General features: G+C 55.7%; 12 protein-coding genes and 3 pseudogenes. 10 read left to right on the forward strand and 5 right to left on the reverse strand.

Annotated elements, in window-relative coordinates; translation table 11 throughout:
- Complete coding sequence (locus NKI31_RS12720) at positions 1-447, forward strand: type II toxin-antitoxin system VapC family toxin (protein WP_352651734.1); 447 nt, start codon at positions 1-3, stop codon at positions 445-447.
- A gap of 31 nt (positions 448-478) precedes the next feature.
- On the opposite strand, the gene NKI31_RS12725 is transcribed toward NKI31_RS12720, so the two are convergent.
- Positions 479-3,457, reverse strand: coding sequence for a CHAT domain-containing protein (locus NKI31_RS12725; RefSeq protein WP_352651735.1), 2,979 nt, complete (start codon positions 3,455-3,457; stop codon positions 479-481).
- 147 nt (positions 3,458-3,604) lie between these two features.
- On the reverse strand, positions 3,605-4,078 hold the full coding sequence (locus NKI31_RS12730) for a hypothetical protein (RefSeq protein WP_352651736.1): 474 nt from the start codon (positions 4,076-4,078) through the stop codon (positions 3,605-3,607).
- Positions 4,079-4,196: 118 nt separating this feature from the next.
- Here NKI31_RS12730 and NKI31_RS12735 point away from each other — a divergent pair.
- The 3 genes and pseudogenes from NKI31_RS12735 to NKI31_RS12745 all read left to right on the forward strand — a co-directional run.
- A pseudogene (locus NKI31_RS12735) lies at positions 4,197-4,439 on the forward strand (conjugal transfer protein TraD); the annotation flags it as partial.
- 1 nt (position 4,440) lies between these two features.
- Complete coding sequence (locus NKI31_RS12740) at positions 4,441-4,743, forward strand: conjugal transfer protein TraD (protein ID WP_352651737.1); 303 nt, start codon at positions 4,441-4,443, stop codon at positions 4,741-4,743.
- A gap of 139 nt (positions 4,744-4,882) precedes the next feature.
- Positions 4,883-5,282, forward strand: a pseudogene (locus NKI31_RS12745) (Ros/MucR family transcriptional regulator); the annotation flags it as partial.
- Positions 5,283-5,686: 404 nt separating this feature from the next.
- On the opposite strand, the pseudogene NKI31_RS12750 reads toward NKI31_RS12745, so the two are convergent.
- Positions 5,687-5,927, reverse strand: a pseudogene (locus tag NKI31_RS12750) (chromosome partitioning protein ParB); the annotation flags it as partial.
- 112 nt (positions 5,928-6,039) lie between these two features.
- Between NKI31_RS12750 and NKI31_RS12755 the strand changes: the two are divergent.
- On the forward strand, positions 6,040-7,440 hold the full coding sequence (locus NKI31_RS12755) for a DUF6035 family protein (RefSeq protein ID WP_352651738.1): 1,401 nt from the start codon (positions 6,040-6,042) through the stop codon (positions 7,438-7,440).
- 360 nt (positions 7,441-7,800) lie between these two features.
- Here the strand turns inward: NKI31_RS12755 and NKI31_RS12760 are convergent, their stop codons facing one another.
- On the reverse strand, positions 7,801-7,926 hold the full coding sequence (locus tag NKI31_RS12760) for a hypothetical protein (protein ID WP_352651739.1): 126 nt from the start codon (positions 7,924-7,926) through the stop codon (positions 7,801-7,803).
- Between the two features lie 368 nt (positions 7,927-8,294).
- Here NKI31_RS12760 and NKI31_RS12765 point away from each other — a divergent pair, with 368 nt between their 5' ends.
- From NKI31_RS12765 to NKI31_RS12785, 5 genes are all read left to right on the forward strand, one after another.
- Positions 8,295-9,443 (forward strand): DNA-methyltransferase, encoded by a 1,149-nt coding sequence (locus tag NKI31_RS12765; RefSeq protein ID WP_352651740.1) that lies wholly within the window; start codon positions 8,295-8,297, stop codon positions 9,441-9,443.
- On the forward strand, positions 9,418-10,053 hold the full coding sequence (locus tag NKI31_RS12770) for a hypothetical protein (RefSeq protein ID WP_352651741.1): 636 nt from the start codon (positions 9,418-9,420) through the stop codon (positions 10,051-10,053). The genes NKI31_RS12765 and NKI31_RS12770 overlap by 26 nt, the downstream gene beginning before the upstream one ends.
- Positions 10,054-10,058: 5 nt before the next feature.
- Positions 10,059-11,087, forward strand: coding sequence for an McrB family protein (locus NKI31_RS12775; RefSeq protein WP_352651742.1), 1,029 nt, complete (start codon positions 10,059-10,061; stop codon positions 11,085-11,087).
- Between the two features lie 5 nt (positions 11,088-11,092).
- The gene (locus tag NKI31_RS12780) at positions 11,093-12,460 is read left to right on the forward strand and encodes a 5-methylcytosine restriction system specificity protein McrC (protein WP_352651743.1); all 1,368 of its coding nucleotides are present in this window, start codon (positions 11,093-11,095) and stop codon (positions 12,458-12,460) included.
- A gap of 195 nt (positions 12,461-12,655) precedes the next feature.
- Complete coding sequence (locus NKI31_RS12785; RefSeq protein ID WP_352651787.1) at positions 12,656-13,420, forward strand: hypothetical protein; 765 nt, start codon at positions 12,656-12,658, stop codon at positions 13,418-13,420.
- Here NKI31_RS12785 and NKI31_RS12790 read toward each other — a convergent pair.
- Positions 13,338-13,787, reverse strand: coding sequence for a DUF1937 family protein (locus NKI31_RS12790; RefSeq protein WP_352651744.1), 450 nt, complete (start codon positions 13,785-13,787; stop codon positions 13,338-13,340). The two genes, NKI31_RS12785 and NKI31_RS12790, sit on opposite strands and share 83 nt — an antisense overlap.
- Positions 13,788-13,857 lie beyond the last annotated feature (70 nt).

The raw sequence follows: 13,857 nt of genomic DNA on the forward strand, positions 1-13,857 counted from the left end.
TTGAAATACCTGCTCGATACAAATGTCCTGAAAGAGATTGGTCGACCCGAACCGCACGAGAATGTCGCGGCTTGGCTCGATACGATCGATGATATCGATCTCGCCATCAGCGTGATCTCGGTTCGAGAGATTTCGAAAGGCATCGAGAAGAAGCGAAAAACCGATGATGCCATAGCCAACACAATCGCCAAGGCTGCCGACGCCATCTTCGCCGCCTATCAAGGTCGTGTCCTCCCCGTCGACGAGGCTGTCGCACGCCGTTGGGGGCAAATGCTCGGTCACTCTGACAAGAATACTGACGATACCGGATTGGCCGCGACGGCGCAGGTGAACGACCTTGTCATCGTGACCCGCAACGTCGCGGATTTTCAGGGCCGGTGCGTCACGACCCTTGATCCGTTCAAGAAGCCTGCAAAGATTATGCCCTCCCAAGATTTGGCACGATGAACGTCGACTGGATCGGGTAAGGATATCTATCTCAACCATCCACAATTGTGCGGAATGGATCACCAAACACGTGCAGGGCGAGGAAGCGTGCCGGGTCGTATCCCGTTGCCTTTCCTACGTCCTGATTGGCTTTGAAGACCGCGTCTATCACCTGATCTCCGGCATCCCAACGTTCCAGAAAGGTCGGAAACCACCTCGGTGTAATCGAGGAAGCGAGAGGCCACGGTGAGGCCACAACAGTGGAGCACCCTCGATCCAGCAACTGGCGCGCAAGCCCAATTGTCATGTTTGCCGCAGGGTGCTTGTCGTTACGACCGCCACTGCAAACAAATAAAACCACGACCCCTACATTGCGAAGCGAGTCTGCCAAGTCAGACGCAAGAATGCGCAGATTGCCTTCATCAGAAACCTGGTGAAAAAACGGTTCTCCATCCGCTACGCTGCCGTGGGCGGCTATCACCACAAGCTGCGAGCCGGCGAGGTCCTCCGGGAGCGCAGCAGCGGTATTGAGGGATATATTGCTCGCCTCGAAAGTTGGCTGTAGCCAACGCCCAATGCTGCTCAGCGTGCCTTCTTGATCCAGATCCGCGGAAATCCATGCCTTTCTGTTTCCATTCGATTGCAGCGGCTGTGTCCGGGCGCTTTCCAACCAGGAGAGGGATGGCGCAGAAGCGATGGCCCGGCTTCGCCCCGCGAAGTCGTTGTCAACCCAGAGCAAATTAAAGGCCAGCTGCTGGAGCTTGCTATCGGTGACAAAGACCACCTTGTCCGGCAGTGGTGCCGATAGGCCAAGCCTTTCCGTCGACGTATAAAATAGGTTCGCTGTTTCCTCATCTGCACCATAACGATACGGGAACTCTTTGGTCCAATGGCGGTAATCTGACACGGAAAACGTGCCCGAGGGTTCGACAATTGGTGTGGATGCGGCCCCATTCTCGGCATCGAGGCGGATCAACCGGGATCTCGAATCGATACCAATCATGATAAAACCAGCTCCCGCGGAATGTCTTTCCAGCATCGAAAGCGGTTCCTCTGGCCCTCTGAGCGCCGAGACAGGTTCGGACGTGGCCTGCCAGCCAGGTTTAGGCAACGCCCTGTCGGAAAGGAGTTCAATTGCGAGCGAAACACCGAGACTTGCCAAAGCGTCCGCTTCGTGGCCAAGAAGCTTTTTGACCACAGGCACCATTTTGTTGGAATCGAAGCCGGAATCTTCCGAATGTCGGGATAGTTCTATGCTCTCGTGAACCGCAAAAATCTGGTCGGGCGTCGGTCTTGCGGAAGCTGCCGCACGCGTTAAATGTTCGATCGGACCCTTAAGCCGCACGACAAGGGTTTCAAATAGCGCCTCGTCGTTAGGATCGAGGCTTATCCCGGCCTCGCGCACCCACGCCAAAATCTGACCGAGTATCAATGTTACAGGTGCACGGTCACCGCCGTACGATGCCGCACGTCTCCCGAGGTCTGCGGCTTCCTGCAGCAGGGTCGGCAAACTCGCACGAAACTCGTTCCCGTCCCGGAATCCGCGCTTCAGTTTCAGCTGGAGCGCAAGCAAATCGAGTTGAATGTCGTTTCCATCAGAAAGCCCGAGTTCATCGAGAACCATGCGGGCATGTTCGGACATATGCTCTGCTGCCTTGACAAGCCCAACGTCGCGGAACGTGCCGGCAAGGCCATACATCTCAATCCAAAGCTGGTGCAGCGAAACCGGTCCGGCAAGCTTGGCCGCACACGCAAACGCGACTAAAGCTTCGATAGCATTACCGGAGCGCCGATAGACGTCTGCGAACAGACCCCATGCAATACGTTGGCGTACCGGGTCAGAGCCTGAGCAGAGAAGAGCGTGCTCGGCATAATCTCGCGCCTCCTGCACTTTGCCCCGCCGTGAAAGCTGGACGGCGCCGATACCCATAAGTTCCAGGTCAGCTGGACCTAGTGATTCCGATATGGCGATGCTGACACCGATGCTTAACCAGGCTTTGAACTCCGCCAAACCGTCATCGGTTGCTGCATCCTCCGCCAGCTGAGGTAGCATGGCCTTGAACCTAGCCACCAATCGGTCGCCACCGCAGGGGAGAACTTCGCTCGGAAACCTCGTTTTGCCAAGAGTAATGGGCGCTTCCCGATCGAGCCAAGCGAAAGCGGCGCGGTGAAACGCCTCAAACGTCTTGAACTCTTCAGGGCTGATTGCGTCGGCGTCGCCGGCCTGCTCGAAGTCTATCTGGCCGGCATAAGATGACAGAATGATGCTGGCGATCAGCGCAATTCCGCCTTGCCCAGCGACTTGCAGATCGAGAAGCCGGGCTATCCTTAATCTCAATCTGCCTTCAGCAGGGTGTGTCGCGGCGTAACGAAGGGGAATCTCGACCGCTTCGGTCAATCGTTCTGAATCGACGAGCGCTCCGATGTTCCCCCGTGATTGCAGCAGTATTTGTTCGACTACGTCGACGGTAAGAAACGCCCTCCAACGCGGCGGCGATGGATTTTTGTACGCCGTAACGAGGTCGAATGCATGGAGGATCAGTCCCCGTCTGAGTGCGTCTTGCACCAATGTCTGCTCGATCGTCTCCGCACGTTGCGGATAGGCATGCGTCAGACGTCGCCAAACGGTCGGGTAGTCGGGGGGAGTTGGCGAACCCAACTCCCCGGCAAATGCATCATAGAGCGCGGTCAGTTCGGGTTCTGCTTTACGGAATGCGAGGAGAGCCGACGCTTCGGCAAATCTTCCCGCCGATTTGTGTTCGGCGAATATGCGGTCGGCGAGGATAGGTGCATTTGGGTGGTGTTGCCTGAGCCTTGCCTCGATCGTTTGTTCCAAATCCGCTGCGTCTAGACGGCTTGCCGTGCGAAGAGCGGTCTGTAGATTCTCCATGGTTGAAAGGTTTGGTGCGCAAAGCCGCAGCAGCCGCACAGCAAGGGCGCTCGCGCCAGCCTCCTCGGCGATCTTCGCCATCGCGAGTACGACCGGAGGATTCGATTTCTCATCAAGAGGCAGGTTTTCCAGCTCATGCAATGTCTGGCCGGTGAGGCAGTAAACAACATCGGGAATTCGATGTCTGCCAAAAGGTAATCATGGCCGCCGCCCTTATCGTACTCACTATCTACGCTTGCACGTGGGTAGGTGAAAACATCCGATTTGAAGAAATAACGAGAAAGAGGATCACTGATCAGGCGCAACCGGTCTCACAAGAGGAGAGCGGAAAAGAGCTGCATCCAGTATGATCGCCGCACTATGCGATTGCAGAGTTGATATGCTCTCCACAAGGCCAAGGGTATCGTGGCTTTCGAGTTCGATGATCTGACTTTCATTGGGATCGACGCGTCCGGGATATCTCGCTATTGCTGTTCTCATAGCCCTGTCGAGGGTAGCCTTCCCGCCAGCCTGATTGCACGACACTGCCGGAACCAGTACGAGAAATCCGGAGAACGAGTGTTCAGGGTCGGAAGTCAGCCAAGGCAGAATCCCATCGATGTATAGATATAGGCGAGACGGAAGATCGTCGTTGCCCAGGCACATTATATCGCTACCGGTGCTCGACGTCCGATGTCCGAATATTGGTCGCAGATCGCCATAAACCGGTCGCACCGCGGCCGCCTTTGTATTTTCAGACGACACCTGGTCGTTGGCATCCATGTGGTAACTCCGGCGATCAGCTTCCAAGGGTCGAGCCAACCAGATTGGATGGACGAGCAGAATGGCCCAATTCCGACGCTCGAATAGAGGCGTCAGGAGCCAATTGCACGATCACTGCCTTGGCGAGCTGGTGATCGCCACAGGCGCTGATCAGCTCAGCACCGACGAACTGGCCGGCGCGCTGGTCGCAATCGCTGAGACGAAAGACACCTCAAAGCGTGAGGCATGGGCCAAGCGTGGAGTGATGTTTTTCGAGAGCCGGTCCCGGCGAGCTGCTCCGGCATCTCAGCGCAACCTGCGCGGCGCTCCAGCGCAACCGGGCAGCCCACAATCGCCGGCAGGCGGCACGGGCTCGGCATGATATGCGCACGTGGCAGGTCGAGCGTCGAAAGCGCACCCGACATCTGATTGAACTCGGCGGGCTCGTCGTCAAGGCAGGCATCGTTGATCTGACCAACGACGATCGCGCTACGATCTACGGCGCGATGCTCTGGATCGCCGCGAAGCTACAGAGTCATGAAGGCGAGCATGCGCGCGACCTATGGACTGCGAAGGGTAGGCAGGCGTTCCTCCAGCCCTGCTCCGTACAGACGGCAAATGGTGGGAAAGTGATGTCAAGTCGCTCGGTTCCGGGCGGATCGGCAAGGTCGTCCGCAGTCGATTAGAACGATGAAAGCGAGGCTTATATTTACAATATTGGCCAGAGATATGGATTGTAGAAAGGAAACGGACTATTTGCCTGATCGGGGGAAATGGGTAACTCAAACGAAATCGCTGCATCCGATCAGAAAAGAGGAAAACTCTATGACCATTTCTCCCGAACAAGACGGCCCAACGGATATCGTGTCGATCGCCGCCGACATTGTCGCCGCCTATGTGTCGAACAATCCGCTGCCGGTCGGCGAACTACCGAAGCTGATCGGCGATATCCATTCCGCTCTGCAAGGGGTTGGCACGCCGGCAAACAGAACCAGTGGTCAAACAGGAACCGGCGGTCTCGATCAGGAAGTCGGTGACGCCGGACTATCATCTGCCTGGAAGACGGAAAGAAGTTCAAATCCCTGAAGCGACATCTTCAGCATTTCAACCTCTCTCCGGATGATACCGGCAGAAGTGGAACCTGCCGACTGACTATCCGATGGTGGCACCAAACTACGCAGCCACCCGCTCGGCTCTGGCGAAATCAATAGGGCTAGGTCGCAAGGTAGTGGTGCCGATAACGGCCGCGGCAGAAAAGACAAAGCGAACTGCACGCGCGGCAGCAGCGACAACGGCTTCAACGGCAGTCAAGTCGCCGGTGAAGAAGGCACGCAAGGCACCGATCAAAGCGTAGGGCTCCCTCCCTAGCGAAAAATAGCGGACGAATGGCTAACATAACCAAGCTTAAGCCCTGTCCGGCGGACGGGACTTGCTTGATTTGGCCGGCTCTTACTCGGCGGCGCGGCGCGATCAGATGAGAGAGAACTCGCCGTCGGTGTCGGTCTCGACTAGGCTTGCATAGAGCGGAATGCGGAAGCTCGGACCGTCGAGCGTGGCGAGGCGCCGAACTCGGTGACGCCGGCCAAGATGCGGTAGTTCAGATCCTTTTCATTGTCGCCTCTGCGAGACAATGAAGCCCCACAGGTCGGCTACGTCGCGCGGCATGCCGCCGCCCATTCCGCATGACCATCCTTCAGCGCCTTGGCCCTTGCCGTGTCCTCGATGCCATCGCGTGACTGGCGAGGTAAGTACTGGTCAGGCGGATCTCGAGGCAATGGGCTTCCGCGCCTTTATAGAAGGCCAGCGCGGCGAGCGTGTGAGTGACAGCGATAAGGGGAACGTCCGGCAGCTCGCCGAGCGCAAGGCGAAGGGCTGGCCGGTCGATCGCTGCAACATGCGTCCGCGCCTTCTTCGAGGGATCGCGCCAACTATTGGGTGATACCATCCCGATTCTCTAACCTTCTCTGGAGAGTGTGATCGCCATGGTCCAAGGCAACGTTACAATCGACCCACTATCCCCTGCACTGCCTGTGGAAAATCCCGAGATCAGGGAAATTTTGGACCTTACAACGGGGGAATATCTTTCGGTCAAAAAGCTGATTGGATCTTTCCGATACGATCGCTTGATAGCTGAGCGGGTGAAGGTACGCTCCGCCCTCAATTCCTCGCCAATCTACAAATGCGCAACCTGCCCCTCGGCAGTCTATCTCGTCTCGACCCCTGAAAAGCGATTCTTCTTCCGGCACCGGCACGAAGACGGTGCGTGCCCTTCACAAACGCGGGGCGCGCTAAACCAAGACGATATCAGGGCGCGTAAATATCACGGTCTGCGCGAGAGTGAGCCTCACAAACGCATCAAGCGCTTGATTGAGCGAAGCCTTTTGGCAGACCCCGCATTTCAGACCGACTCCATCCTCCAGGAGAAGCGCTGGTATGTCTCGGACGATCGGACCCAGTGGCGTCAGCCGGACGTCCAGGCGCTACGCGGCGATCGACGGATCGCTTTTGAGGCACAGCTTTCCACCACATTCTTAGATGTCGTAGTCGGGCGGCGTGATGATTACAGCAAGGGCGGCGCACAACTCATCTGGATCATGGCTGGCTTTGATCCGGCTTATCGCCGCCTGACGACCGACGACATTCTGTTTTCAAACAATTCCAACGTGTTCGTCGTAGATGACGAAACATGCCGCCTCTCGGAAGCGAAGCGAGAATTCCATCTGCGCTGTTTCTACCGGGAGCCATACCGTGATGGGGACGCGCTCAAAGAGCGATGGGCCGAACAGATCACGGCATTTTCTAGGTTGACGATGGAGCCGGAAGCTCAGCGCACTTTTTTGTTTGATTTCGAGAAGGCCGAGAAAGAGCTAAGGGTCGCTGCAGACGCCGAACTACGTACCGCGTTTTTCGCCTTTTGGACTGCGGACAGGACACGTGACAGTTTGCAGCCGTGGACAAGCCTGCGCCAAAAGTTGACCGCTCGCGGCGTGCCTATCCCCGAGCGGTCCGACGGCAACAGTAGTTTCTCTACAATGGTTCATGGATTGCTGAGCGCGTTCAAGGGCGAACCCGTGGGTTGGCAATTCCACAAACTGGTGCAGGTCGCGCACCATATCGCCGAGATGTACCCCCAACATGTTCTAGCCTTCGGGCACGCTCTTGCAGTTGCGGAGCAACAGGACAAGATCGACAGTCAGGACTCCAAAGGTCGATGGCAGCGCAGGAGTCAGAAATTGAGGGAGTCGTTGCAGCAAAGGGACCCGCGCGTCATGCCCGACTTGGAGTGGCTGGCGGCGCTCTGCTTCCTTTTTCCTGAGGTAGGTTCGCGGGTCACCCGGTTTTTGGAAATGGTCCCAGAACAGCACCATGTCGCGCATGGTTGAACGACGTCCTTTTTTGTCACGAAGGGGCATTGTTCAAGAAGTGCAACCCCATGATCAGGGTCTAGCAGACCAGCGTGGTGGGGCTAGGGGCACTGAATGACAGGCCCTAAACTTAACAAGCGTCTACGTGCGCATTTCAAGGAATGGGCACGGCCGATCAACGCGCGAGATCGGGCGGCGCGTCGATATGGACAGCCCCAGAACACAATCGGCGAGCACAATCGGCGAGATTGAACGCGCGCTGGCTGACGCATTCTTGCTCGGACGCTGTGCTGGTGATTTGGCGTACTGGACAAGACTGTCGTTCAAGACTTGATTGAATGGATCGAAATACCGCCCCGCGCGCGCAACACGCTCTTCTCAACCAGTGGGCGTTTCAGCGGTAAGCGTGGACAGCAAAGCATTTCGCAGGTCGCGCTCGAACGCATTTTCGTCAACGGCCGTCATCGCTAGCGCGTCATCAGTGATGATGACAACAATGCTCACACCTTTTTCCGACGGCGGCGTCCTCCCGCTCCTTAAGCTGGCGTTGCTGGAGAGCACAGCTGAGTCGGACACGCTATGCTTGACCGCGCTTGGCATTGCGACATGCCGCGAATTTTGGCGCCGTTGGAATAATCGAGACCCGACACTACCGCTCATGGGAATGCGAGGTTGAGCACACCCCATGTGCGGGCACCACGCGAACAAACAGACGATTGACAATACGTTCTATCTATGTTCCTATTTTGTTCACGCATCGACGAATCTGACGGAATGAGTCACAGTGTGTGGCGTGTATGTCACCAACTGGGTTGCACATCCATGTATTGAGTTTCAGTCATCGTCAGAACGAACTTGGAGGGATAGCCAAGATGCACAGACCGGCAACCAATTTGCGGGTCGTGACGCCGCGCGAATCCGAGGAACGGGTCTCCGAGAATTCCGATGGAAACGACCGAAAACTTCTTCCCATTTTCACCAAGAAAGTCCACGGCGACGCCCGGCATGTTCCACTGAAAGCCGGTGAAGCGGATGTGGTAGTCACGTCACCGCCTTACTGGTTGAAGCGCGATTACGGCGTCGATGGTCAGATAGGGCAGGAAGCGACCGCAGAAGGGTATGTTGGCAGCCTGCTCGATTGCATGGAGAACTGGAAAACCATCCTGCCAAAGTGGGGTTCAGTCTTCATCAATATCGGCGACACCTATCACAATGGCTCACTAGCCAACACGCCAGGGCGCCTGGAATTTGCCGCACATAATGCAGGCTGGACAGTTAGAAATCGCATCATTTGGGTTAAAGATGCCGGCATGCCCGACCCGGCCAAAGACCGCTTAAAGAGCCGGCATGAGTACATCATCCATTTCTCGATGCAGCGGCGAGATTACTATTACGATCAGTATGGATATGCCGAAAAATACGGGAATGGCACGGGACCGACCGATGTATGGCAAATAGGCTTACGTAGGGACGTAAGCGACCACCTTGCACCGTACCCGGTCGAACTGGTCGACCGTATACTGACGCTCGCCTGTCCTGAGCAAGTGTGCGTTTGCTGCGGCAAGCCCCGTCGCCGCTTGGTAGAGCGAACATCGGACCTCGATCCCGCGCGTCCCCAGGCCAAGCGCGCGATGGAACTTGCGAAAATGCATGGGCTCTCCGATGCCCATATCGCAGCGATCCAAGCGACCGGGATTTCCGATGCGGGTAAGGCCATGAAAACTCAGACCGGGACAGGCCGGAATTCGGAGTCCGTCAAAAAACTTGCTGCCGAAGCCAAGCTGGTGCTCGGCGGATATTTTCGAGAATTCACCTTTGCGAAGAGGCGGGCAGTCGGCTGGAGTGATTGCGGTTGCGAGGGTCCGTTCAGGCCAGGAATCGTCCTCGATCCCTTTATGGGAACGGGAACGACTTTGCGTGCAGCAAAAGATGCAAGACGAAGTGCAATCGGTGTAGATTTGGCGCAACCGACTGATTCTCAAGGACGAGAGCGCCGTGGCGGAAGAGGCAGAAAAGCCTGAAATCTATGTCTTTAGCGCCAATGCTGTGCGCAGATCGATCGATTCCTTACTCAAGAATAAGAATCATGAGCACGTTCCAGGCTATCTCGCACTCTTGCGTTCACAAAACACGAGAGTTGGGACGCCGTCCCAACTTAGCGATATAGTCGAAGTCCACGATCGTTATCTCAAGGTTTTGGATGCTGCGGAAAACCGTCCATATTTGCGGCCGTTTGTATCACGCGGAAAGAACATCTGGTTCAACGACAATATCTCCGGGTCATATGCGCCAAGCAATGTGAAGGCCGATCCTGGACCCATCTTTCGCGTAGTTCAGATCAGCGGAAGTGGGTTGAATACAAAGTACTCGCTCCCACCAGATCACGCAGCTCGTGCCTCTGAGCATCTTCTCAAAGGCCATAAGCTACCGATCAACGCGCTTGCGGCATTCATGTATCGCGATTACGGCATGCAGCTGGATGAGCCTTCAATCGCTGCGGCTACCAATCTTTTTCGCGCCGAGTTCTGCCTTCGCGCGGACGATGCGGATCAGCAAAGGACTTTCGAAACGCTGTTCTACGATGACGCTGGCGACTTTTCAGCTAGTGATATCGAACTGATGCAGGAATAGATCAAGTGGATAGTGTCACCCAGGAACGCGTCAGGCCCCTGTCGATCGGGCAATTGGGGTTGAGCACTTCCAAGACGATGGTAGGCGCTTTAGGGGCAAACCCTGAACCTAGAGACGTAGAGCCTTTGCCGGAAACCGACTCCGTGCTGATCGACGTTCGCGCCGCGCTAGACATGGGTTTTGCCGGAGTTATCCTTTCAGGGCCACCGGGCACGGGCAAGAGCTACTATGCTGAGAGGATCGCTCATACGATAGCTGACAACCCAGACGCCGTTCGCGTTGTTCAATTCCATGCCAGCTACCAATATGAAGACTTCATGCAGGGGTTTGCGCCGGCCATAGACGGCAGCGGATTTGAACTCCAGAACAAGATATTCCCGATTGTCTGCAAGGCAGCCGAGGAAGGTCCCGACGAAGCAATCCATGTCATCCTCATTGACGAGATAAGCCGATGTGATGTCGCACGGGTGTTCGGGGAAGCGCTGACCTATTTGGAACCGGACAAGCGCGGACGAATCTTTCATCTCGCGTCTGGCAAGGAGCTGAGTGTTCCGAAGAACCTCATCATTCTCGCAACGATGAACCCTTGGGACAAAGGCGTCGATGAACTCGACGTCGCTCTCGAACGCCGCTTTGCGCAAATCGACATGCTGCCAAGCTCGAAAGCGCTCCGCGAGATTTTGACGGCCAAGAAAACAGACCCTACCTTTGTCGAGCGGATCGTTACCTTCTTTGAGGCCATCCAGGCACTCGATGACGAGATGGTCCATTTGGGCCATGCATATTTCAACAATTGCGTTGATGAAGAAAGCGCTCGGCGCGCTTGGGCATTTAGGCTGTTGCCCTTTTTTACGAAGGCATGTCGGCTCGAGCGCGAGATGCTGAACACCATCAAGCGGCACTGGCTGAAGGTAGTGCCGTTACAACCAGCGGCAGCCGCGCAACCGGCACCTGAGGCGGTCAACGATGGTGCGACCCCGGCGGTCGAACCTGCCGCGGCCGACCAAGCTGCTCAGTTGCAGCCAAACGCATAGCATCGATGGCCGGCGTTATCGAACTCAGCGAGGCGCTCAGCGGGCGTGGCCAAGCGGTGTCACGTCAGATTTCTCGAACGCCAATCAGAGGCGTCGAACATGAGATTAAGGTACTGCCCCCGGCATTGATCAGGCCCGATGGAAGTCTTGATCTCTACGAGGATGTCCGGAAGCTCTTCAAGCCTGTCTTTAGTAATGGCAAGCCGGCGATTCAGTGCGGCGGATGGGTCGGCTATATCCCGCTGAACGATCAATATGCGCTGGAAGTCGCTCCAAGAGTCCCAATCGGCAATCTTGAGCGCCTGATTGGTATGGCCGCAGGCTACACCCCACGCGTTCTGCAAAAATACACACGGCAGTTCGCGCTGAGTCACGAGCGGCCAGATTCCCTGTTCGACGTGCTGACCGATCAAATGCTGCATTCCTTCGATCGCGTCTGGGAGAGTGGTCTCATTAAGACCTACGAACGTCGGCGACGCATCGGCACGTCGCCTGTTGGTCGGATCGATGCGTTCGAGAGTGCGTGGCGGACAGCGAAGGCCGGCCAGCCTGTGGCCGCGTCCTCTGCTTTTCACAGGACAGTCGATTTTGGACCCAACCGCCTGTTGCGCCTGGCATTTGAAAAGTTGCTGTCCCGCTATCTTGGGACGCAAAACCAAAGCCAACGCGCGCGGCTGTTACGAATCCGACGTGTGCTCGCCCGTCTCGAAGATGTTGCCTTGCCGTCGCGCTCGGAGATGACACCGCAAGCCGTTACGGACATGGTGAAACATCTTCCCGTGCAGCATGAGAACTACGCTGATGCATTGATGCTCGCGCAGCTCGTGATTTCGGACTCGGGGCTGTCCATCCGGGGCAATAATGGAATGGCCATCTTGCCATCAATCGTCATCGACATGGCCACGATCTTTGAAGCTTATGTCCGGCGGGTTCTGGCCGACCGATTACAAGACAACCCGCGAATCGTAGTCAAAGATGGGAACAATGCGCCACCAGGAGGTGCCAGCAAGCTGCTGCTGGACCCAGTCGAACCTGGCGTCAAAAATGTCGACGTAACACCGGATATTGTGATCGAGATCGACGGTACAGTGCGGCTGGTCATTGACGCAAAATATAAGCCAGCTACGAGCAAACCGGTGCGGGATGATGTCAACCAGGTCGTGCTTTATGGCGCCAAGTACGCAGCCCGCCATGTGATGCTGCTTCATGCCGGGCGCGCCCCAGCCCAAGCACCCGTTACACTGCTAGGCGGGATTGGCTCCTTTAGCCTCTACAACGGCCTGATCAGTCTCGATGCAGATCCCATCGAGGCGGAAGAAGACAGCCTCGCCCAGGAGGTAGCTGCAATCCTGACTAACGATCTTAAATCTTAGTGGCCTAATGCATGTCGCCGAGAAGTGTGTAGCCGTTTTAGACAACGACATGCATCAAAACGAACGCTTAAGCGAGTCACCTGCACCGTCTTCGACGCGCTTTAGTCAAAAAACTCGGGGTTCCGCCCGGTCCCAAAGGACTGTTTTGCCGAGCCAGATTCTGTCGTAAGAGTAATACTAGGATGGGGGAAAATCGTGGCTGTAGATGATCCAGTTGTCGCTCGCGCCAAAATTCGAGACGACTTCATGCGCAGGCTTTTCGCCGTCGCTATCAGTGTCGGCGTCGGTTTTGCTATGTCCAGGATGGAATGGGTTCGATTGGGGCAAGCACCGCTTCCCGATGAGTGGAAGCAAATCCTTATCCTATTGACGGCGCTTATTGCAACCGTCTCTAGCTGGGATGGGTACCTGATGTCGATACAATCCAAACCCCTTAACGGCACAAGTCGTTTTGCGATAGATATATTGCTTGTACTTATATATCTATTTATGCTTCTGACTTCTAGTCACTCAAATTTTTTTCTGCCGATACTTTGTGCTATCTTCATCCTGTATACGGTTTGGGATTTCCTGACTGTTAGGGAACACTACGGCAAATACAGACTTGATGACACGACGCCGCGTAAGGCCTTTATTAGCGAAGCGTTGTACGTCTATGCGGGTGGCATATTGGGCGACAAAAACGTCAGTAAAGGCCCCATAATCACAATGTGTTGGACCTTGTTCATTTTGGGGATGACAGCCATCACGCGTATGACGCCATTGTACAATACATACGCAGCGTGCATTCTAACGATGGCCGGCCTGCTCCTTTACAGAAAGGATAAGATGACAACAGGAGGGTGGCACGACAGAGGTTTTTCTATGGGAATACGACTTATACTAATTGCCGCACTTCTCGCAGGAGCTGCCGCAACTCCATTGGCAATAAGGGCTTTTGAATGTGCGTTTCAGTCATGATGGAGATCGGCTTTTGCCTGCGGTAGAAATGGTCAATCTCGCGTGCGATTCCTTTGCTTTCTCTCCACCCGCCGATTTGTAGCAAGACAATCTCGCTACACGCATTCATAAATGCTTCGTCGAACGAAACCCAAAAATCCGACCCAAGCGTACCGGCTTCTTTACTTAAAACTACATCGATTGGATGCGTCATCGTGATTGGGCTGAAGACAATGCGGCCCTGCGATATCAAGGCAGCAGCTGCTTCTGTAGCAGATCGAAACCTTAGTTCCCTTACCTGCCGATCAGGGTCCGTGTATGGACAGGCGAGGTAGACTATTCCCTTATCCGTTTCGCTCACCAGATCCTCACCCTTCTTAGGTAGCATGCTCGATGATTAGCTGACCGCAGCCAGTTTGTCCAAAGTAACCCCGATCACAGCTGGGTTCACGCTATCT

Source organism: Mesorhizobium sp. M0659 (genome assembly GCF_040320605.1).
Taxonomy (GTDB): domain Bacteria; phylum Pseudomonadota; class Alphaproteobacteria; order Rhizobiales; family Rhizobiaceae; genus Mesorhizobium.

Coding starts and splice junctions, on each gene's coding strand:
- NKI31_RS12730 (WP_352651736.1), bottom strand. CDS start 4,078: ATGGATGCCAACGACCAGGTGTCGTCTGAAAATACAAAGGCGGCCGCG.
- NKI31_RS12740 (WP_352651737.1), top strand. CDS start 4,441: ATGCGCACGTGGCAGGTCGAGCGTCGAAAGCGCACCCGACATCTGATT.
- NKI31_RS12755 (WP_352651738.1), top strand. CDS start 6,040: ATGGTCCAAGGCAACGTTACAATCGACCCACTATCCCCTGCACTGCCT.
- NKI31_RS12765 (WP_352651740.1), top strand. CDS start 8,295: ATGCACAGACCGGCAACCAATTTGCGGGTCGTGACGCCGCGCGAATCC.
- NKI31_RS12780 (WP_352651743.1), top strand. CDS start 11,093: ATGGCCGGCGTTATCGAACTCAGCGAGGCGCTCAGCGGGCGTGGCCAA.
- NKI31_RS12790 (WP_352651744.1), bottom strand. CDS start 13,787: ATGCTACCTAAGAAGGGTGAGGATCTGGTGAGCGAAACGGATAAGGGA.